Consider the following 18,868-nt stretch of genomic DNA (forward strand, 5'->3'; position numbering starts at 1 on the left):
ACTCCTGGACGACCCGGTAGACGCACTGGTCGGCGCCCGGCCCGACCGGCCTGGGCACGCCCCGCACTTTCACCTCGACCGGCACCCCGGCGGCCCGGACCCGGTCGGCCAGTTCGTTCAGCCGGGCCAGGCCGGGAGCGGGAGCGTAGCCGGGACCGTCACCGTTGGTGCGCAGCACGGCTAGAAGCCTGCGCATCTCCTCTTGGGCTTCGAAGCTGCTGGCGGCGATGGTGTCCAGGGCCGTGCGGGCCATGCCGGGGTCGGACGAGAAGACGTACCGGGCCAGTCCGGCCTGGACAGACACCACGGACATGTGGTGGGCGACGATGTCGTGCAGTTCGCGGGCGATGCGCACGCGTTCCTCGGTGACCGCCCTGTGGGCCCGGTCTTCCTGCTCGCGCCGTAGTCGCGAGCTGAGCATCGCCAGCTGGCGACGGTCGACGCCGAAGGCCCACAGGACCAGCACCGCCAGAGTCTGCCCCAAGGCCGCCGTCACCGACATCAGCAGGGTTCCTGCCACCAGCACCAGCAGCCCGACGGCCGCGGAGCAGATCGCCGACACCTTCACCGGCCGTCGCGCGGTCACCGTGTACAGCGCCACCAGGGACGCCCACGAAGCCATCGGTGGGTAGCCGAGAAGAAGGTAGACCGCCCAAACGGTCCACGTGACCACCAGCACGATCATCGGGGCGCGGCTGCGCCATGCCAGGGGCAGGTTTCCCAGACAGATGAGCAGGAGGGCGAGGGCATCGAGGGGCGGCCAGCCAGGCCCGGAGAACTGGGTCGCCGACCCGCAACATGCCCCGGTGAGCAGCAGGGCCAGAGCGGTGTCGAGGACCCGCGTGTCGATCCTGTGGAGCCGCTGCGCGCGGCCGCGCAACCACGTGATCATCGCTCGGAGCATAGAGCCCGCCGCCCCGGTTCGTCATCGGATCAGAGGCTGATCCCGGCTACCGCCGTGGTCGGGCTGTAGCGACGGCCGGCAAGCGGCGACTGCTGCGGAAGGTGGACATCGCGGATTTCTGCCACGGTGGATGTAGTGGATTTCGACGACTGTGGGTTGATGCTCGCGGGCGGGAGCGGCGGCTATCGTGTCGGCGCCACCAACGCACGCGCCGAAACGAGGAGAGACATGCGCCGAGGCACGGTCCGCTGGTTCAGCGTCTTCGTGACCGTCGCGAGTGTGTCCGGGGCTCTGTCCCTGGCCTCCCCCGCTGCCGCCGCCGCTGCCCGGGACGGCCTCGCCCCCGTCGCCGACACCTATGTCGTCGCCGAGGCGCCGGGCAACGTCTACGGGACGGCGGCCAAGCTGGCGGCCTCCCACTGGAACACCCCCTGGCACAGCCAGGCCTACCTCAGGTTCTCGGTGCCCGCGCCGCCCGCCGGGCGAAGCATCGCCTCGGCCCGGCTGGAGATGCTCTACCAGAAGACCGAGCAGCAGGCGAGCGTCACCGAACTGCGGTCGGTGGCCGACAACTCCTGGACCGAGTCCATGACGTACGCGTCCCGTCCCGCCGTCGGCCCCGTCGTGGCGACCGCCACCCTGCCCGCGCCCGGCGCCACCGCCATCAGCTTCGACGTGTCCGCCACCGTGCGCGCGGCCGGCACGTACTCCTTCGCGATGACCAACCCCACCGCCCAGTCGGCGACCGTCGTGCACTCACGCGAGGCCGGTGACCTGGGCCCTCGCCTGATCGTCTCCTACACCGGGCCGACTCTGTGCGGGGCCTCCTTCGCCGCCGAAACCGGCGAGACGTACCAGCAGGCGCTGGCTCGCGAGGACTCCCTGTTCGGCGGGCTGGAGGCGGTGCGCGTCTTCTACGGCGGGCTGCCGCAGCCCTGGCCCGGCAAGCTGGACGCCGGCAACCGCCCCATGGTCATCTCGTTCAAGGCCAGCCCTGGTGCTGTCGTCGCCGGAACCCATGACGCGGCGATGCGCACCTGGTTCGCCGCGGCGCCGCGCGACCAGGACATCTACTGGAGTTTCTACCACGAACCTGAGGACAACATCAGGAACGGCGAGTTCACCGCCGCCGATTACCGTCAGGCCTGGAGCCGGCTGGCCGGGCTGGCCCGCGAGGCGGCCAACCCGCGCCTGCGCGGCACGCTCATCCTGATGGGCTGGACGGTGGATCCGGCCTCCGGCCGCGACTGGCGCGACTACTACCCCGGCCGCGCCGCGCTCGACGTGCTGGCCTGGGACGTCTACAACTACGACACGACCGCCGCCAAGGGCCGCTACCTGGCTCCCGCCACCCTGCTGGATGCGACCTTGGCGGTGAACCGGGCTGAGAATCTCCCGCACGGCGTCGCCGAACTCGGCAGCCACATCGCCGCAGGCGACGACGGCACCGGCCGGGCCGCCTGGCTCGCCGACATGACCGGCTATCTCAACCGGCACGCCTCGGTGTGGGCCCTCTACTTCGACCTGGACTGGCCCACCGGCGACTACCGGCTGCGCGACCCGGCGAGCCGCGCCGCCTGGAGCGCGTTCTGCTCCTGACCGTCGCGGGCCTTGTTCTTGCTGTCTTCCAGAACCAGCGCTTCCAGGTGCGCGATGGTGTCCTTAGACATGCGCGCATGCGCGCGATGCGTCTCCCGAAACTCCCGTCAGCCCCTCACGAGGATGACGTGCGCGTTGATGTGTGGGACACCAGGGACGACTCGCCATGAAGCGAGCGGCTGGAGACGTTGGAGTCCCAGCCGGTCACCGTGTGGTCGGTCAGGTCCTCGATAGCGGCCGCCGCGGCGGTCTGGGCGCCGCGCACCCTGCGCGCGGCGATCGCTGCCGAGGAAGCCGAACCCGTCCACATCACCGCAGGGACGGCGCTGCCGCCGGGGGCGCCAGGGCCTCCCAGGTGACACCGGCGTCGCGGGCGGCGGCGATCAGGTCAGGTTCGACGTCGGCCAGCCAGTCGCGCAGGTCCGCCAGCAGGGGCAGCCCCGGCCGGGGCCTCGTCACCGGAGGGCCGCGTGCTGTGTTCGGAGCGGTCCCGGCTGGTCAGGTCGTGGACGTCGGTGATCTTGCCCCTGTCACTCACGGCACACCCGGACGGCACGAAGCGGGTGTTCGGGCTTCCACCTTGACGGTGAACTGGCCGGCCATCAACCGCTTCTCCGCTGCCACCGGATTCACGCTTCCCGCTTTTACGGCGGTCGGTGACACCAGGGCACCGGCAAACGCCGCAAATACAATTGAGCTCCTCATATGCAAGATCACTTATGCTTATTCCTCGCGGCCGGACATGAATATCTCATCAGCATCCGATGAATGGCACACTGCACAGTCATGGCGAGAAAGCGCCAACCTGGTTGAGCGTCGAGTACACGAACAGTGGAAATGGCCCGGCTGGGAGAAGACCGATGAGATTCATGATCATACGGAGGGCCGGGGGAGACATCGAGGCGGGCCATGCACCGAGCCACGAGATTGCCGCCGAACTGCGGGTCTATGGAGAGGCCCTGGCCAAGGCCGGGGTGCTCTTGTTCGCCGGGAAGCTGCATCAAAGGAGCCGAGAAGCGCAGATCGCGTATAGCGGCGGCGAGGCCGTCATGATCGGCCGGCCGTTCACCGAGACGGAATGGATCGCCGGATTCTGGCTGATTCAAGCGAAGGACCGAGCGGAGGCCGTCGAATGGGCTCGTCGTGTCCCCGTGCTGACTCGGTGGGAGGGCGTCCAGGTGGAGGTGTGGCAGTGCTCGTCCAGGCCCTAGGGCCTCGACGAGCCCAGGCCTAGGAAGAGCGGGGAGACCGCTTCGCCGCGCCCATGTAATGCGCTCGGAGGTCGCCGTCGAGGTGTTCGACGGCGTAGCGCAGGGCGGTGCGGGGCATCGTGGCGGAGTGCCGGTCCAGGAAGGCCAGCAGCCGCGTCGGCTCCCGCTTGCCGGCCTCGCGGATCCACCCGCCATAGGCTTTCTGCACCAGTTCGACGGGGTCATCGGCGAGGATCTCAGCGATGCCGAAGGTGTCGTCGAGATCGTCGTGCCGGATGAAGTAGTAGGTGGCGACGATGGCGGTGCGCCGCTCCCACCAGTGCGCGGAACGGGCGAGCGTGTAGAGCGTGTCGCGCGGCTTGTCGTACAGGTGACCTCCGACGACATAGGGCGCGGCCAGATCCACCAGGTCCCAGGTGTTGATGCGGTCGTGGCGGCCCAGGTAGAGGTCGTACAGCTGGGTACGGTGCGACGCGGGCGTGCGCTTGCGGCGGGCCTGCTTGTCCATGATGCTGCACGCGCCGACCCTTACCTCGTGCACCTCGCTGTCGAGGAGCTTGGAGATCTCGTCCGGAGGCATGTCCATGAACTCTTCGGCGAGATCGAAGACGTCGCGCATCCGGATGCCGAGCGTGACACCCTGCTCGGACGTACGGGTGCGGCGCTCTTCCGGCACGGGCAAGGCCGTCAGTCGCTCGGTGAAGACTTCGCTGGTGGGGTGAGTCGTCATGTCTCGTTCTTCCTGCCCTTCACCGGGCGGCAGGCGGTCCGAAGGGCGGGATGCGTCGCAGGGTTGTCAGGGCAAGCACGGCGATGCCGGCGAACGCTACCGCACACACCGCCGCAGTGACGTTGAGGCCGGCGGCGAACGCGTCGCGGCGATCGCCGCTCCCGCCGCCACCACCTGGGCGGGACGTACCCGTCGCGCGATCCCCTGGCTGACGAAGATGCCGATGACGAGGCCGAAGGTCGGCAGCAGCACACAGGCCCGCCCGCAGCGGGCTCAGTCCTGCCACCGACTGCAGATGCTGGGCCACGAAGAAGCCGCTCCCGCTCTGCAGGACGCCGACCAGCAGGGAGATCAGCAGCGCGCCCCGCACCTCCGGGATCCGGAGGAGCCGGAGGTCCAGCAGCGGGTGCGCCAACCGGCCCTGACGCACCACGAACACGACCCCCGCGAGCAGCCCTGCCAGCGCGAGCGTGACCGGAGCAGGGGACCAGCCGGCTTGCGCCATCTCCTTGAGCCCGTAGGCCAGCGGCAGAACAGCCGCCAGGGACAGCACCACACTGCACGCTGATGTCCAGCATCGTCAGCATCGTGGGCAGACACAGGATGGCCAGCGCGAGCCATTCCCGGCGGCCCGCCGTGGGCCTGCTGATCATGTCGGTCATGGGCGTTCAGACTCGATTGAGGGGCTGGACGAGCTGCGTGCGCCACGTGGACGGGGCCGGCCATGCCGCGGGATCGGGGCGGTGGGCGAGGTCGATCCAGGTGTAGACCTCCCAGGCGCCGCCCTCCGGCTCGTACGGTGCTGCCCCCGTCCAGGCCGTCAGCCGCTCGTATGCGCCGGCCAGCCGGTCGTGCGCGCCGAGATGCCAGGTGGTGACGGCCGGGCCGCCGGGAAGCTCACCCGCGGCGACCTCTCCCATGCCTGCGGCCGCGTCCTGCACCGGAACGCCGACCTCGACGTCCGTCTCGGTCTCACCGAACGTGTGATAGCGCACGTACGGTGACCCGGCCGGGCCCACGCCGAGCTCGCCGAGATGGGTCCACAGCGCTGTCAGGCTTTCTGCCTGGGTCTGGGGGAGCTCGGCCACGGGGACGGTGCGGCGCACGCTGATGACGGGCTGCGGGGAGAGGGTTTTGAAGGCGACGGTCTCGTCGGGTTCGTGGTTCATCGTTCTCATCTCTGGTCGGGTGCCGGCCTGGACAGGTCAGCTGGGAAAGACGCCGCTGGTGGCGTTGACGAAGGCGCCGGTGATCGCGCCGGCCCGGTCGGAGACCAGGAAGGCGGCCGTCTCGGCGACATGAGCCAGCCGTGGGGCGCGGCCCAGCATGCTGAGCCCGCTCATCACCTGGTCGATGTCCTCGGCCGACATGCCGGAGGCCCGCCGCGTGGGATTGTGCTCCAGGAAACGGGGAGCGAAGGTCTCGGGCACGCCCGCGGTCCACATGCCCAGCACCCGCACCCCGCGCGGGCCCACCTCGGCGGCGAGGTTGCGGACGAAGGTGTCGGTGGCGGCGTCGGCCGGCCCGCTGGCCCCCATCATCGGGCTGCCGTGAGCCGAGCCGCTGTTCAGCGTCAGGATCACGCCGTCGCCCTGATCGACCATCACCCGCGCGGCGGCCCGGGCGGTGACGAACGCCGCGGTCAGCCCCACGGTGATGGGCCGTACGAAGTCGTCGGCCGCCATGTCGATCAGCGGGATGCCCTGCACGTCGCCACGCGAGACCAGGTTCACCGACACATCGACCGAACCGGCGAGCGATCGCACCTCCTGGACGTGCTCGTTCACCGACCGCTCGTCGAGTGCGTCCAGCACCCCCACGTGGGCGCTGCCGCCCGCCGACTCCACTTCGGCCGCCGTGTGCTCCAGCGGCTCCCGCGTACGTCCCACCAGGAACACCCGCGCGCCCTCACGGGCGAACGTCCGGGCGAAGGCGTTGCCGATCGGCCCACCGCCGCCATAGATGACGACGTTCTTCTTCGCCAGCAGCATCATCACTCCTTTCAGCGATATTCCGGTGTGCGGGTTCGAGCTTCTCGCGACAGCCGGTACGGGGTAAGTGCGCTGATCACCAGCCCTTGATGAATACGTCACCAAGGCGGCCGTGAGCCATTCAGAAGGCGGTTCACCCTATGGCGAAGCGCTAAAATAAAACCGCCCAGCGTCTTTTTCCTCGGGGGACACATATGATTCGCATCATCATTGCGGAGGACGTCCGAATTCTGCGTGACACCCTCGCCACCGTCCTCAGCCTTGAAGACGATTTCGACGTCGTGGCCACCGTCGAGCGGGGGGACGAGGTGGCGGGCACCGCTGTCCGCGTACGCGCCGACGTTGCCCTTCTCGACATCGCGTTGCCCGGCATCGACGGCTTGACCGCCGCCGCGCGGTTGCGTGAGCTGCTGCCCGTCTGCCGGGTCCTGATGCTCACCGGCATGGCGCGGCCGGGCTATCTGCGGCGCGCCCTGACCGCGCAGGTGGCCGGTTTCCTCTTGAAGCACTCGCCGCCGGAGGAGCTCGTGGACGCCATTCGCAAGGTCGCCGCCGGCGATCGCGTTGTGGACTCCTCGCTCGCGATGAGGGCACTGGAGACGATGACCAGCCCACTCGCCGAGCGGGAGGCCGACGTGCTGCGGATGGCCGCCACGGGGGCGGAGCCTCAGGAGATCGCCGCTGCTCTGTCTCTCAGCCTGGGCACGGTCCGCAACTATCTCACCTCCGCGGTCGTGAAGCTCAGCGCCAGGAATCGCGTCGACGCCATCCGCATCGCCACGGACGAGGGCTGGCTCTAGCCCGGTGCCGAGCGGGATCTCCGTGGTGAGGACATGGACGTCGCCGACGACGCGCCGGTCCATCCACCCGCGCAGGACCCGCACGCGAGCGGCCAGGCTCTCCGTGCCGAGGCCCCGGCTTCCGGCGTCCGCCCGCGCGCCGTTGTTCGACAGCACCATGCGCACGTGGTTCCCCTTGCGCTCGATACGGATCGCGCACGTGTCGCCGCGGCTGTGCCGCAGGATGTTCGTGACGCCCTCGCGCAGCAAGGCGGCCAGCTCGGTCTGGACCCGTGGGGGCATCGGCACAGGGGTGTAGTGGGCGCGTACCTCGAAACCGCCTGCCTCCAGCAGGGACCGGGCCGACTCGAAGTCCACCGCGAGTGACATCCGCCGGTAGCCGTACGCGACGGTCCGGATGTCGTCCAGGGCCTCGCGTGCCGCCGCGACGCCTTCGGCCATCTCGCGTTCGGCGCGCGCCCTGTCCACCGTCAGCAGCCGTCCCGCCAGGCCGGCCTTGAGCACGATGACCGACAGGCTGTAGCCGAACAGATCGTGGAGGTCACGAGCGAAACGCAGGCGCTCGCGCGTCACTTCCGTACGCGCGAGCTCCTCTCTCAATCCACGCAGTTCGCAGGTCATCCGCGCCATCCGCGCCAGGCCATAGACGACCAGAGCCCGCTCACCGCCCCACACCACCCGGGTGAGCTGGTCGAACAGCTCAGCCTCACCCAGGCCGCCACCCCAGAGGAGATAGAGGGCGTTCTGCACCAGCAGGAGACCCGTACTCGCCCAGCGCAGCCATCCTCGCAGCAGGATCAGGGTCAGCCCCGGCAGGAAGGCGACGACGTGCCACGTCTGCAAGCCGAAGTACGCAACGGGGGCGACCGCGATGACCGCCTGGATCAGCAGGGTCCAAGGCCAGCGCGAAGGCCGCCCCCCGGTCCTGCCCGGCAGGCAGTGCCACATATGGAGCCCGGTGAAGGACACCAGCAGCAGGCCGAACGCCCACCCTCCGGCGACGGAAAGCCCCGCCTCGACCGCGAACCGCACCGCCTGCGGGACGATCATCAGGCAAACGGTGACGCTGCCGAGGACGACCACGTACGCCGGCCGCAGGTCATCGGCCGGCGTACGGCCCCGGGCATGCGCGTCGCGACGGGCGTGTGACATCGCCCGGGCCTCGTCGAGCGTGGACTGAGCCGTGTCCAGCGCCCTGTCCAGCTCGCCGCGTGCTTGGGCGGGATCGGGCGAAGCCATCATGGCCTCGCCCGCGGCGATCACCGTACGCAGGCTGTTCCCCACCCGGCCGTTGAGCTCGTCGGCGAAGGCCCGGCGCTCCCGCCTCACCTCGGCGGTGGCCAGCTCGGCACGGGCGTCGTACCGCTCGGCAACCAGGTCGGCCACGCGGACGCTACCGTACAACGCCATGGCGACGAACGCGGTCTGTCCGAAGACCAGATTCGCCACCTCGCCCGGGGAGGGATGGACCGTCCACCAGGACCATCCCTGCGCCACCAGCACACCGGCGAACCCAGCCCATCCCGCCCACCCGGCCCACCCTGCGCGGGCCGGTCTGGCCAGCAGCAGGATCGAGGCAGCCAGGAAACCGGAAATGCCGCACCAGGAGCCGGCTTGCCACATCAGGCCACCGCCCGTCAGCGCGACCTGGGCGAGCAGCGACCAGCGCCAGCCACGCGGTCGCCCTCCCCGGGTCGGGAGCACACAGGTGTACAGGTGCAGGGAGAGCATCGCTGCCTGGACAGTGATGCCGGCGATGAGCGCGAACCCGGGCGGCGCAGTGGCGAGGAGGCCCGCGAGGCCGCCCAGGGCGAAGCCCGCGCTGACGACGACGGCCACCAACCGCGCCAGGCGCAACGCGGACACCGGCTCCGTGAGGAAACGGCGGAGGGCATCGGAGGCAGGGGTCATCAGGGACCTGTGGGGGCGAAACTCGACGGTCCGCCACTACCGATTCTCGGCATGCGCCCGGCCTTCCACGTACGCTCACGGTTGCTCTTGCTGAGGCGTCGAGTGAGCGGGGAGCGGATCGACATCCCGAGTGGAGGAATTCCGCTCGCCACACAGGGGCGCCACCGGAACAGCGCCCCACTGCCCCTCCAGCGGATGATCAGGATGCCGCCAGGTCGTCTTCCCGTACGGCGTACTGTAGCGCCGAGCGGAGCAGTCGCGGACGCCGGATGTGCAGGTCAGCGGTGAGGCCGGCCAGGCCGGAGTCCCTTGCCGATCCGGGTGCGCAGGGAGCGCAGGGCTTGCCTGAGCTCGGCAGGTTCGATGTCGGTGAGATCGGCGTCGAAGGTGAGGAGCAGTCCTGCCAGTCCTGGCCATGACCAGGCCCCGAGTGTGAGCCGGCACGTGGTCTCGGTGTCGTACTCGACTGTTGATCCGCCGGGGGCGAACCGGGCGACGGTGGAGGCGGGCAGGGCGAGGACGGCAGAGCCGCGGCATGGCCATTCGGCGGCGGCGTCTCCGCGGTCGTGCGCGGTCATGACGAAGGCGACAGGATCGCCGTGCGGGATGTCACGCCGGTCGAAGGGGGTGTGCGTGGGCAGGTGCGGTTTGCAGCGGTCCACGCGCATCGCCCGCCATCGGTCCGCGCCCGGGTCGAAGGCGACCAGATACCAGCGTGCGGCCCAGACCACGAGGTCGTGCGGCTCCAGCGTGAGCGTGACGGGTTCGCCGTCGCCGGTGTAGTCCACGCGGACGAGGTGCCGCCGGTTGATCGCGCTGCCGACGGCGCGGACGATCCCCGTGTCGATCGGTGGCGCGGGGAACTCCCAGTAGTTGCGGGCCGAGGAGACGGTGAACGCCTCGGCGTGCAGGCGGCTGCGCGCGGGCATCGCCTGCTGCAGCGTGGCGAGAGCACGGGCAGCGTTCTCCCGGATACCGGACAGGACCGTCGGCACGGTCTGGAGCGCGACCGCCGTGGCGACAGCCTGGTCCTCGTCGAAGACGACCGGCGGCAAGCGGGTGGCACGACCGAGCCGATACCCTCCACCCGCCCCGCGGACGGCCTCGATCTCGTACCCGAGGTCTCGGAGCGTGTCGATGTCGCGGCGCACGGTTCTCACCGACGCCCCGAGCCGGGCGGCGAGTTCCTCGGCGGTCAGGGTCGCGCCGATCCCGAAGATGGACAGCAGCTTGAGCGTCCGCGCGGAGGTGGCAGCCATGACTCTCCGATTCTCCCACCGATAGCGGTCACTCGATGGCAACTATGCCGACGATGATGGCCGGCATGACTGACTCGTCCAGCCCTCGAGAGGGCATCCGCACCACTGAGGCTTCCGCGCCGCCCGTCGTCGGCGCCGGCACGACCGCGGCCCTGCTCGTGGTGCTCTTCGGTTCCTTCATGGACCTTCTCGACGCGACGATCGTCACCGTCGCGGCCCCGGCGATAGCCCAGGATCTGGGCGCCGGCGACGCCCAGATCCAGTGGACGATCGCCGCCTACACCCTCGCCCTGGGCGCGGGCCTGATCACCGGCGGGCGCCTCGGCGACCAGTACGGCCGCAAGCGGCTGTTCCTGATCGGCCTGGCCGGGTTCATGCTCACCTCGGCACTGTGCGCGCTGGCCGCCGATCCGGCGATGCTCATCGGCATGCGGGCCGCGCAGGGACTGACCGCAGGGATCATGGTCCCGCAGGTGTTCGGGATCATCCGGGCGTCATTCGCCCCGGGCGAGCGTGCCAAGGCGTTCGGCGCCTACGGAGCGGTCCAGGGCCTCGCCTCGGTCGCCGGCCCGCTGCTGGGCGGGCTGCTCGTCGACATCGACCTGTTCGGCCTGGGCTGGCGGACGATCTTCTGGATCAACGTGCCCGTCTCGATCCTGGCGCTCATCGTCGGCGCGAAGGCCCTGCCGGAGTCCCGCTCCGCCTCGACCGCGCGGCTGGACCTCCTCGGCGCGTTCCTCGCCGCCGCGGGCATCCTTCTCCTGATGCTGCCGATCATCCAGACCGAGACGTGGGGATGGACCTGGGCCAGTTACGCCCTCCTCGCAGCCGGAATCATCGTGCTCGCGATCTTCCTCGCCCACGAGCGCCGCCTCACCGGACGCGGAGACGAACCCGTCTTCGACCCGGCTCTGCTGAGAATCCGCGCCTTCGCGGTCGGCCTGAGCGCTTCGGTGCTCTTCTTCGGCGGCATCGGGGCGTACTTCCTCACGCTCTCGGTCTATCTCCAGAACGGAACCGGCCGGACCGCATGGGAGACCGGGCTGGTGATCCTCCCGTACGCGCTCGGCTCGATCATCACCTCCGGCCTCGGCGTCGCTCTCGCCGCCAAGGCGGGCAGAGCACTCCTGGTCGCCGGCTCGCTCACCATCGCGGCCTCTCAGCTCGTCCTGTGGTCCGTCGTCAAGGACGGCAGCGATCCCGGGTACTGGCTCCTCGCCCTCGCCCTCTTCGTCGGCGGTCTCGGGCTCGGTCTGGCCGCGCCCATTCTCGTCAACGTCGTCCTGGCGGGCGTTCCCGGGCGCAACGCGGGCGCCGCGGGCGGGGTGCTGTCCACCGTCAACCAGATCGGCGGCGCTGTCGGCATCGCCGTGCTCGGCACGGTCTTCTTCACCTCCGTCACCGATTCAGCCACCGGGGCACCGGCGCTGCCCGACCACAGTCACGCGCTCAGCATCGTCCTGATCGCCTCTGCGACGCTCTACCTGGTCACGGCGCTCGTGATGCTCGCACTCCCGAAAGCCGCAGTCGAGCACGCCGAGTAACCGAAGTCGCGGGCATCAGAGGCGGCCGTCGGGATGCGCGGTGGCCAGGCCCGCCCTGATGGCGGCCGCCCCGGCGACGACGGTGGTCGCCGCCGAACCGCGGGCCCCGATGAGCCATACACCGACCCCAGCCACGGTGCCTCCCGATCATCTGCCGGTGATCACATGCAAGTTCGGAAATATCGGGATGTAAAGGCCCTATTTTGTCGATCAAGACACTCGCTTACGTCGGAAGTCAGCCGAACTCGACCATCCGGTCCACCGATGCCGGTGTGAGCACGTGCTCGATCACCATCATGGCCGCCCCGCTCACGCCCGCCCGGTCCCTCAGCACGCTGGCCCGGATGTCGAGCCGCTGCGTGGCGAGCGGCAGTGAGCGGCCGTACACGATCTCCCGCACCCCGGCCAGCAGGTGCTCTCCGGCCTCGGCCAGGTCGCCGCCGATCACGATGACGCTGGGGTTGAAGAAGTTGACGATCGAGGCCAGCACCAGGCCGACCTCGCGGCCGCTCTCCCGTACGAGGTTGGTGGCCTCGGCGGTGCCGCCGCGCACCAGCCGTACGACGTCACGGGTGCCCTCGACCCGCAGCCGGGCCGCGAGGGCCGCGCCGCCGGCGATCGCCTCCAGACAGCCGAGATTGCCGCAGCGGCACAGCGCCAGGTCGGCGGCCGGCACGCGGACGTGGCCGATGTCGCCCGCGGCGCCCTGCGCGCCGCGGTGCAGGCGGCGCTCGCTGACGATGCCGCAGCCGATGCCGGTGCCGACCTTGACGAAGATCATGTGCTCCACGTCGGGGGCGGCGGCCCGGTGCTCGCCGAGGGCCATGATGTTCACGTCGTTGTCGACCAGGACCGGCGCGTCGATCTTGGCGCCGAGCCATTCGGTCACGGGGAAGCCGTCCCAGCCGGGCATGAGCGGTGGGTTGACGGCGCGGCCGCTCCGGTGTTCGACCGGGCCGGGCAGCCCCAGGCCGATGCCTCCGACGTCGCTGATGTCGCTGTCGGTCAGCAGGTCGTCGGCGGTGTCCAGCAGCCAGGTCAGGCAGCGCTCGGGACCGCCGTCGATCGGCAGGTCGGCGGCATGTTCGGCGAGCACCGCGCCGCTGAGGTCCGTGAGCGCCACCCGCGCGCGGGTCACGCCCAGGTCGGCGGCGAGCACGAGCCGGGCGCGCGGGTTGAACGCGAACGCCGTAGCGGGCCGCCCGCCGGATGAGATCGCCTCCTCGACGGGCAGGATCCAGCGCTGGTCCAGCAGCGCGTCCAGGCGCTGGGTGAGCGTCGACCTGGCCAGGCCGGTGACCTGGACGAGATCGGCACGCGTGCGGGCCCGGCCGTCACGCAAGATCGAGAGCAGGGCCCCCGGTGATTCTTGGGTCAACGAAGCTCCTCGCTCGAGAGTTAAGCCAAGATTACGCCGACTTTTGATTGACCATCGGCAGAAGTCCGATCTACGATCTCGCAACATGGACGGTAAAGGCCGAAAATCGGCCGAAAGCTCCCGGTTGCTGCGGATGGTCGGCATCACGAAGGGCTTCCTCGGCGTCCGGGTGCTCACCGGTGTCGACCTCGACGTCGCGCCCGGCGAGGTGCACGCGGTCGTGGGCGAGAACGGGGCCGGCAAGTCCACGCTCATGAAGATCCTCGCCGGGGTGCACGCGCCCGACGACGGCACGATCGAGATCGACGGCAGGCGGGTGAGGTTCGGCCATCCGCTGGACGCGCAGCGGGCCGGCGTGGCGATCATCTACCAGGAGTTCAACCTGCTGCCCGAGCGCAGCGTGGCCGAGAACGTCTTCCTCGGCCGCGAGCCCTCCCGCCGCGGCCTCGTCGACGCGGCCGCCATGATCAGGGAGACCGGGCGGCTCCTGGCGGAACTGGGCGAGGACTCCTTCGGCCCCCGCGACCCCGTCAAACGGCTGTCCGTCGCGCAGCAGCAGGTGGTCGAGATCGTCAAGGCGCTCTCCCTGGACGCCAGGATCGTGGTGATGGACGAGCCTACGGCCGCGCTCGCCGAGCACGAGGTGGAACTGCTGCACCGGCTGGTGCGGCGCTTACAGGACCGCGGACTCGCGGTTCTCTACATCTCCCACCGCCTGCGCGAGGTCTTCGACCTGACCTCCCGGGTGACCGTACTGAAGGACGGCGCACGAGTCGCCTGCCTGGACACCGCGGCCACCGGTCCCGACGAGCTCATCCGCCTGATGGTCGGCCGTGATCTCGGCAGCTACTTCCCGCCCCGTTCCTCGGCCGCGGGTGAGGTGCGGCTCAGCGTCACGGGCGGCGGCAACGCCCACGTGCACGACATCTCCCTCGAACTCCGGGCCGGCGAGATCGTCGGCCTCGCCGGACTGCAGGGCTCCGGGCGCACCGAACTCGTCAAGGCCCTGTTCGGCGCCGAGCCCTTCACCACCGGTGCCATGACCCCCGTTCGCCCGCGCTCGGTGCGCGAGGGCGTCGCCGCCGGGCTCGGCCTGGTCACCGAGGACCGCAAGGCGGAGGGCCTGGCGCTGCGCCAGTCCGTCCGTGACAACGCGCTGCTCGTGGCCCGTGCCGCCGGCCGGCGCGTCCCCGCCCTGACCGCCCTCCTGGAACGGGTGCGGCTGTCACCGCCGCGCCAGGAACAGGAGGTCCGATACCTGTCGGGCGGCAACCAGCAGAAGGTCGTCCTGGCCAAGTGGCTCGTCATGGCGCCGGACGTCCTCCTCTTCGACGAACCCACCCGTGGCGTCGACGTCGGAGCGAAGGCGGCCATCCACGACCTGATGCGCTCGGTGGCCGAGGAGGGCACCGCCATCCTGATGATCTCGTCCGAACTGCCCGAACTGATCGGCATGAGCGACCGCATCCTCGTGCTGCGCGACGGCCGCCTCGCCGGCGAGCTGCCCGCCGGGGTCTCGGAGGAGGCCATCATGCACCTGGCCGCGGGGGAGGAGGACTCGTGAGCACGACAGGACCCCGGGTCGCCGAGGCGAGCGCCTCCCCGGACGGAGACGGCCGGACCGGGAGCGGAGGCCCCCGGCGCTTATGGACGGCGCTGGATCCCACGAAGGTCGTCTACCTCGCGCTGGCGGCCGTCATCGCGATCGGATGGGTGCTGGTCGCCCTCGACGGCGGCGCCTTCCTCACCACGGAGACCATCGTCGGCATCCAGCAGAGATCCGCCGCCCTCGGCATCGTGGCGGTCGGCCAGACCTTGGCGATCCTGGCCGGATCCCTCGACCTCTCGGTGGCCTATCTCATCAGTCTCAGCTCCCTGGTGGCCGCCGAGGTCATGGAAGCCGGCAGCGTCCCGGGAGGCGTGGCGGCCGTCATCGGGGTCAGCGCCCTCGTCGGCCTCGTCAACGGGCTGGTGATCACCAAGCTCCACGTGCACGCCTTCATCGCCACCCTGGGCGTGGCGCTGATCATCAAGGGCGTCCTGGACCACCTCTACGACGGTCCGGCGGGACGCGTTCCCGAGTCGTTCCAGCACCTGGGCTACGACCGCATCGGTCCCATCCCCGTCTCGGCCCTGCTCTGGGCGGCGGTGGCCGGCGTGGCGTGGTTCCTGCTGGCGAAGAGCAGGTACGGCTACCGCGTCCACGCCGTGGGCGGCGACGTCGAGGTGGCCAGGCTCTCGGGCATCAGAACCGATCGCGTGGTCGTCGTCACGCACGTGCTCTGCTCCTTGTGCGCGGGCATCGCCGGATTGCTCCTCGCCAGCAGGCTCGGCGCCGGCGTCCCCACGGTCGGCACTGACGGCGGCTACGACCTGGAGTCCATCGCCGCGGTCGTCCTCGGCGGCACTGCGCTCGCGGGAGGGAAGGGCGGGGTGGCCGGCACGGTCGGCGGCGTCCTCCTGCTGGCCGTGCTGGACAGCGTCTTCAACCAGCTGGAGGTCAACTCCTTCTTCAAGGACGTCGTGCGGGGCGTCGTCATCGTGGCCGCCGTCGCGCTCTACGCCAGGAGGCGGACGTCATGAAGCGCAACCTGCCGATCTTCGCCGTCCTGCTGGTCCTGCTGGCGGCCATCGCGCTGGCCAATCCCTTCTTCCTGGAACCGGCCGGGTTCCTGGCGTTCGTCAAGCGGGCCGCGCCGCTGGTGATCCTGGCGGCGGGCCAGTACTTCGTGATCGTCTCCGGGGAGTTCGACCTGTCGGTGGGCTCGCTCGTCACCGCCGAGGTCGTCATCGCCGCCCGCCTGATCGACGGGAACGAGGACGCCACGTGGCCCGTGCTCGTCCTGCTGATCGGGTTCGGCCTGCTCGTGGGCCTGGTCAACGGGGCGGTGACGACGCTGCTGAGGGTGCCGTCGTTCATCACCACACTCGGCACCATGCTCATCCTGACCGGCGCGGTCTTCCTCTGGACGGGCGGCGCGCCCGTGGGGGCGCTGTCGCAGGCGTTCCGCGTCTTCGGCCGCGACACGCTGTGGGCCGTCCTCATCCTGCTCGCGGTCGGCGTGGCCGCGGCACTGCTCATGCGCGCCGACTTCGGCCGCACGCTCGTCGCCACCGGCGACAACGAGCGCGCGGCCGCCCTGTCGGGAGTGCGGGTCAACCGGGTCAGGATCCTCGCCTTCGTGCTCTCCGGGCTGGCCGCGGCCGTCGCCGGGATCCTGCTCGGCGGGTTCGCCGGCGTCTCCGCCCAGGTCGGTCAGGGCCTGGAGTTCTCCGCGATCACCGCCGTCGTCCTCGGCGGTGTGGTGCTCGGCGGCGGGCGCGGCTCGGTCGTGGCCGCCATGGCCGGCGCGCTCACCCTGGAGGCGCTGTTCACGCTGCTCAACCTGTACGGGATCTCCGGGGCGCTGGAGTTCACCGTGCAGGGCGTCATCATCATCGCCGCTGTCGCCGCGGGTGCCGTGAGGCTGCCGCGGATTTTCACCCCCCGCAAAGGAGACGCCCGTGTCGCGTCGTAAAACCATGGTCGCGATGTTCGCGCTGGTCGCCCTCGCCGGATGCACCAGTGACAAGCCGGCCGCCACCGTAACCTCGTCGTCCGCGGCCCCGAGCAGCCAGGCACAGGCGTCGGGAACCGGGGAGCAGTCGAAGTTCTTCGACCAGGCCGACCACGACGCGCAGCTCGCCATGCGGTCGCAGACTCCCGAGGGCCCGGCGGACAAGCCATGGGAGCAGGCGATCGCGCCGGAGATGACCGACACCGCTCAGTACAAGAAGGACGGGCCGTACCACCTGTGCTTCTCCAACGCGGCCGTCAACAACCCGTGGCGGCAGGTCGGCTGGAAGACCATGCAGGCCGAGGTGGCGGAGCACGAGGAGATCAGTGAGCTGACCGCGCTGGACGCGGAGGGCAAGGACGACAAGCAGATCTCCGACATCGCCGAGCTGCAGGCCAAGGGCTGTGACGCGTTGATCATCTCGCCGAACACCACCGCCACCCTCACCCCGGCGGTCAAGGGCGCCTGCGAGAAGCTGCCGGTGATCGTGTTCGACCGCGGCGTCGAGACCGACTGCCCGGTGACGTTCATCAAGCCGATCGGCGGTTACGCCTTCGGCGCCGACGGCGCGGAGTTCCTGGTCGAGAAGGTGCCCGCGGGCGGCAAGGTCCTGGCGCTGCGCATCCTGCCCGGCGTGGACGTGCTGGAGACCCGCTGGTCGGCGGCCAAGCTGGCGTTCGACAAGAGCGGGCTCGAGGTCGTCGGCGTCGAGTTCACCGACGGCGACGCGGCCAAGACCAAGAGCATCGTCAGCGACTACATCCAGCGCCACGGCAAGATCGACGGCGTCTGGATGGACGCGGGCGCCACCGCCGTCGCCGCGGTCGAGGCGTTCGAGGACGCGGGCCGGCCCGTCCCGCCGATCAACGGCGAGGACCAGCAGGACTTCCTGCAGAAGTGGAAGGACGGCGACCTCACCGCGATCGCGCCGACCTACCCGACCTACCAGTGGCGCACGCCGATCATCGCCGCGCTGAAGATCCTCAACGGCGAGCAGGTGCCCAAGACCTGGAACCTGCCGCAGCCGAAGATCACCGCGGAGACCCTGGACACCTACCTCAAGCCCAACCTGCCGCCGCTGCACTACGCGCTCTGCGGCTGCGAGGACATGCCCGGCTTCCCGGAGAAGTGGGGCGGCCAGAAGTGAACATCGGGGTCAACACCTGGGTGTGGACCTCGCCCCTGACCGACGGTGACCTGGAGAGACTCGCTCCCCAGGTCGCCGCCTGGGGGTTCGACGTCATCGAGCTGCCGGTCGAGCAGCCGGGCGACTGGGACCCGGCGCGGGCGGCCGACATCCTCGCCGAGCACGGGCTCAAGGCCACGGTCGTGCTGGTCATGCCGCCCGGCCGGGAGCTCGTCGCCTCCGGCGCGGTCAAGGAGACTCAGGACTACCTCCGCCACTGCATGGACGTGGCGGTCACCGTGGGCTCGCCGGTCATCGCGGGCCCCGCCTACGCCTCGGTCGGGCGGACCTGGCGCATGTCGCCCGGCGAGCGCCGCGCCGCCTGCGCCGAGCTGCGGGAGAACCTGAAACCGCTGGTCGACCACGCCGACGTGCGGATCGCGGTCGAGCCCCTCAACCGCTACGAGACCAGCCTGATCAACACCGTCGAGCAGGCGCTGGACGCCCTCCCGCCGGGCGTCGACCTGGCTCTCGACATCTACCACATGAACATCGAGGAGAAGGATCCGGCGGCGGCCGTGCGCAGCGCCGCCGGCCGGATCGCGCACGTCCAGGTCTGCGGCACCGACCGCGGCGCCCCGGGCCAGGACCGCTTCGACTGGCCCGCCTTCACCCGGGCCCTGCGCGACGCCGGGTACGCGGGGCCGCTCGTCATCGAATCCTTCACCGCGCACAACCAGAGCATCGCCACCGCCGCCTCCATCTGGCGACCGCTCGCCCCCAGCCAGGACACTCTGGCCGTCGAGGGACTGGCCTTCCTCAGAACGCTCTGACCGGACCGCCGGGGCGGGGTGCCCC

At 70.3% G+C, this 18,868-nt stretch carries 18 protein-coding genes and 1 pseudogene; 9 read left to right on the forward strand and 10 right to left on the reverse strand.

Annotated features, from left to right (window positions below; genetic code table 11):
• On the reverse strand, window positions 1-892 hold an 892-nt coding region (locus KME79_RS24005), incomplete at its 3' end, for a sensor histidine kinase (RefSeq protein WP_219546424.1).
• A 240-nt stretch (window positions 893-1,132) separates the two neighbouring features.
• Here KME79_RS24005 and KME79_RS24010 point away from each other — a divergent pair.
• Window positions 1,133-2,503, forward strand: a complete 1,371-nt coding sequence (locus KME79_RS24010) for a CBM96 family carbohydrate-binding protein (RefSeq protein ID WP_219546425.1) — start codon at window positions 1,133-1,135, stop codon at window positions 2,501-2,503.
• 309 nt (window positions 2,504-2,812) lie between these two features.
• On the opposite strand, the gene KME79_RS24015 is transcribed toward KME79_RS24010, so the two are convergent.
• Window positions 2,813-2,962 carry a hypothetical protein gene (locus KME79_RS24015; protein ID WP_219546426.1) on the reverse strand — a complete coding sequence of 50 codons (150 nt, stop codon included), beginning with the start codon at window positions 2,960-2,962 and terminating at the stop codon, window positions 2,813-2,815.
• A 401-nt stretch (window positions 2,963-3,363) separates the two neighbouring features.
• Between KME79_RS24015 and KME79_RS24020 the strand changes: the two genes are divergently transcribed.
• A complete protein-coding gene (locus KME79_RS24020; RefSeq protein ID WP_219546427.1) occupies window positions 3,364-3,714 on the forward strand; it encodes a YciI family protein in 351 nt (116 codons plus the stop codon).
• A 19-nt stretch (window positions 3,715-3,733) separates the two neighbouring features.
• On the opposite strand, the gene KME79_RS24025 is transcribed toward KME79_RS24020, so the two are convergent.
• From KME79_RS24025 to KME79_RS24040, 4 genes are all read right to left on the reverse strand, one after another.
• The gene (locus KME79_RS24025; RefSeq protein WP_219546428.1) at window positions 3,734-4,444 is read right to left on the reverse strand and encodes a DNA alkylation repair protein; all 711 of its coding nucleotides are present in this window, start codon (window positions 4,442-4,444) and stop codon (window positions 3,734-3,736) included.
• Window positions 4,445-4,463: 19 nt separating this feature from the next.
• A complete protein-coding gene (locus KME79_RS24030) occupies window positions 4,464-5,000 on the reverse strand; it encodes a hypothetical protein (protein ID WP_219546429.1) in 537 nt (178 codons plus the stop codon).
• A 112-nt stretch (window positions 5,001-5,112) separates the two neighbouring features.
• Window positions 5,113-5,613 (reverse strand): GyrI-like domain-containing protein, encoded by a 501-nt coding sequence (locus KME79_RS24035; RefSeq protein WP_219546430.1) that lies wholly within the window; start codon window positions 5,611-5,613, stop codon window positions 5,113-5,115.
• A 36-nt stretch (window positions 5,614-5,649) separates the two neighbouring features.
• The gene (locus KME79_RS24040; protein WP_219546431.1) at window positions 5,650-6,438 is read right to left on the reverse strand and encodes an SDR family NAD(P)-dependent oxidoreductase; all 789 of its coding nucleotides are present in this window, start codon (window positions 6,436-6,438) and stop codon (window positions 5,650-5,652) included.
• 191 nt (window positions 6,439-6,629) lie between these two features.
• Here KME79_RS24040 and KME79_RS24045 point away from each other — a divergent pair, with 191 nt between their 5' ends.
• The gene (locus tag KME79_RS24045) at window positions 6,630-7,235 is read left to right on the forward strand and encodes a response regulator transcription factor (RefSeq protein WP_219546523.1); all 606 of its coding nucleotides are present in this window, start codon (window positions 6,630-6,632) and stop codon (window positions 7,233-7,235) included.
• A gap of 378 nt (window positions 7,236-7,613) precedes the next feature.
• Here KME79_RS24045 and KME79_RS47085 read toward each other — a convergent pair.
• Both KME79_RS47085 and KME79_RS24050 read right to left on the reverse strand, forming a co-directional pair.
• Window positions 7,614-9,146, reverse strand: a pseudogene (locus KME79_RS47085) (histidine kinase); the annotation flags it as partial.
• A gap of 278 nt (window positions 9,147-9,424) precedes the next feature.
• On the reverse strand, window positions 9,425-10,405 hold the full coding sequence (locus tag KME79_RS24050; RefSeq protein WP_219546432.1) for a helix-turn-helix transcriptional regulator: 981 nt from the start codon (window positions 10,403-10,405) through the stop codon (window positions 9,425-9,427).
• A gap of 65 nt (window positions 10,406-10,470) precedes the next feature.
• Here KME79_RS24050 and KME79_RS24055 point away from each other — a divergent pair, with 65 nt between their 5' ends.
• On the forward strand, window positions 10,471-11,949 hold the full coding sequence (locus KME79_RS24055) for an MFS transporter (RefSeq protein WP_219546433.1): 1,479 nt from the start codon (window positions 10,471-10,473) through the stop codon (window positions 11,947-11,949).
• Window positions 11,950-11,964: 15 nt separating this feature from the next.
• Here the strand turns inward: KME79_RS24055 and KME79_RS24060 are convergent, their stop codons facing one another.
• Both KME79_RS24060 and KME79_RS24065 read right to left on the reverse strand, forming a co-directional pair.
• Window positions 11,965-12,084, reverse strand: a complete 120-nt coding sequence (locus KME79_RS24060; RefSeq protein WP_219546434.1) for an inositol-3-phosphate synthase — start codon at window positions 12,082-12,084, stop codon at window positions 11,965-11,967.
• A 100-nt stretch (window positions 12,085-12,184) separates the two neighbouring features.
• Window positions 12,185-13,327: an ROK family protein gene (locus tag KME79_RS24065; protein WP_246640337.1), complete on the reverse strand. Its 1,143-nt coding sequence runs from the start codon at window positions 13,325-13,327 to the stop codon at window positions 12,185-12,187.
• 85 nt (window positions 13,328-13,412) lie between these two features.
• Between KME79_RS24065 and KME79_RS24070 the strand changes: the two genes are divergently transcribed.
• The 5 genes from KME79_RS24070 to KME79_RS24090 are packed head-to-tail and all read left to right on the forward strand — an operon-like array spanning window position 13,413 to window position 18,843.
• Window positions 13,413-14,891 (forward strand): sugar ABC transporter ATP-binding protein, encoded by a 1,479-nt coding sequence (locus tag KME79_RS24070; protein WP_219546436.1) that lies wholly within the window; start codon window positions 13,413-13,415, stop codon window positions 14,889-14,891.
• The gene (locus KME79_RS24075) at window positions 14,888-15,910 is read left to right on the forward strand and encodes an ABC transporter permease (protein ID WP_308249029.1); all 1,023 of its coding nucleotides are present in this window, start codon (window positions 14,888-14,890) and stop codon (window positions 15,908-15,910) included. Before KME79_RS24070 ends, KME79_RS24075 begins: the two co-directional genes overlap by 4 nt.
• Window positions 15,907-16,845 (forward strand): ABC transporter permease, encoded by a 939-nt coding sequence (locus KME79_RS24080; RefSeq protein WP_219546437.1) that lies wholly within the window; start codon window positions 15,907-15,909, stop codon window positions 16,843-16,845. The genes KME79_RS24075 and KME79_RS24080 overlap by 4 nt, the downstream gene beginning before the upstream one ends.
• A 4-nt stretch (window positions 16,846-16,849) precedes the next feature.
• Window positions 16,850-18,031: an ABC transporter substrate-binding protein gene (locus tag KME79_RS24085; RefSeq protein ID WP_219546525.1), complete on the forward strand. Its 1,182-nt coding sequence runs from the start codon at window positions 16,850-16,852 to the stop codon at window positions 18,029-18,031.
• On the forward strand, window positions 18,028-18,843 hold the full coding sequence (locus tag KME79_RS24090) for a sugar phosphate isomerase/epimerase family protein (RefSeq protein WP_219546438.1): 816 nt from the start codon (window positions 18,028-18,030) through the stop codon (window positions 18,841-18,843). The genes KME79_RS24085 and KME79_RS24090 overlap by 4 nt, the downstream gene beginning before the upstream one ends.
• Window positions 18,844-18,868: the final 25 nt, after the last annotated feature.

The organism is Nonomuraea harbinensis (genome assembly GCF_019396385.1).
Classification (GTDB): domain Bacteria; phylum Actinomycetota; class Actinomycetes; order Streptosporangiales; family Streptosporangiaceae; genus Nonomuraea; species Nonomuraea ferruginea.

Coding starts and splice junctions, on each gene's coding strand:
- KME79_RS24085 (WP_219546525.1), top strand. CDS start 16,850: ATGGTCGCGATGTTCGCGCTGGTCGCCCTCGCCGGATGCACCAGTGAC.
- KME79_RS24050 (WP_219546432.1), bottom strand. CDS start 10,405: ATGGCTGCCACCTCCGCGCGGACGCTCAAGCTGCTGTCCATCTTCGGG.
- KME79_RS24025 (WP_219546428.1), bottom strand. CDS start 4,444: ATGACGACTCACCCCACCAGCGAAGTCTTCACCGAGCGACTGACGGCC.
- KME79_RS24080 (WP_219546437.1), top strand. CDS start 15,907: ATGAAGCGCAACCTGCCGATCTTCGCCGTCCTGCTGGTCCTGCTGGCG.
- KME79_RS24045 (WP_219546523.1), top strand. CDS start 6,630: ATGATTCGCATCATCATTGCGGAGGACGTCCGAATTCTGCGTGACACC.
- KME79_RS24055 (WP_219546433.1), top strand. CDS start 10,471: ATGACTGACTCGTCCAGCCCTCGAGAGGGCATCCGCACCACTGAGGCT.
- KME79_RS24010 (WP_219546425.1), top strand. CDS start 1,133: ATGCGCCGAGGCACGGTCCGCTGGTTCAGCGTCTTCGTGACCGTCGCG.
- KME79_RS24035 (WP_219546430.1), bottom strand. CDS start 5,613: ATGAACCACGAACCCGACGAGACCGTCGCCTTCAAAACCCTCTCCCCG.
- KME79_RS24070 (WP_219546436.1), top strand. CDS start 13,413: ATGGACGGTAAAGGCCGAAAATCGGCCGAAAGCTCCCGGTTGCTGCGG.
- KME79_RS24040 (WP_219546431.1), bottom strand. CDS start 6,438: ATGATGCTGCTGGCGAAGAAGAACGTCGTCATCTATGGCGGCGGTGGG.
- KME79_RS24020 (WP_219546427.1), top strand. CDS start 3,364: ATGAGATTCATGATCATACGGAGGGCCGGGGGAGACATCGAGGCGGGC.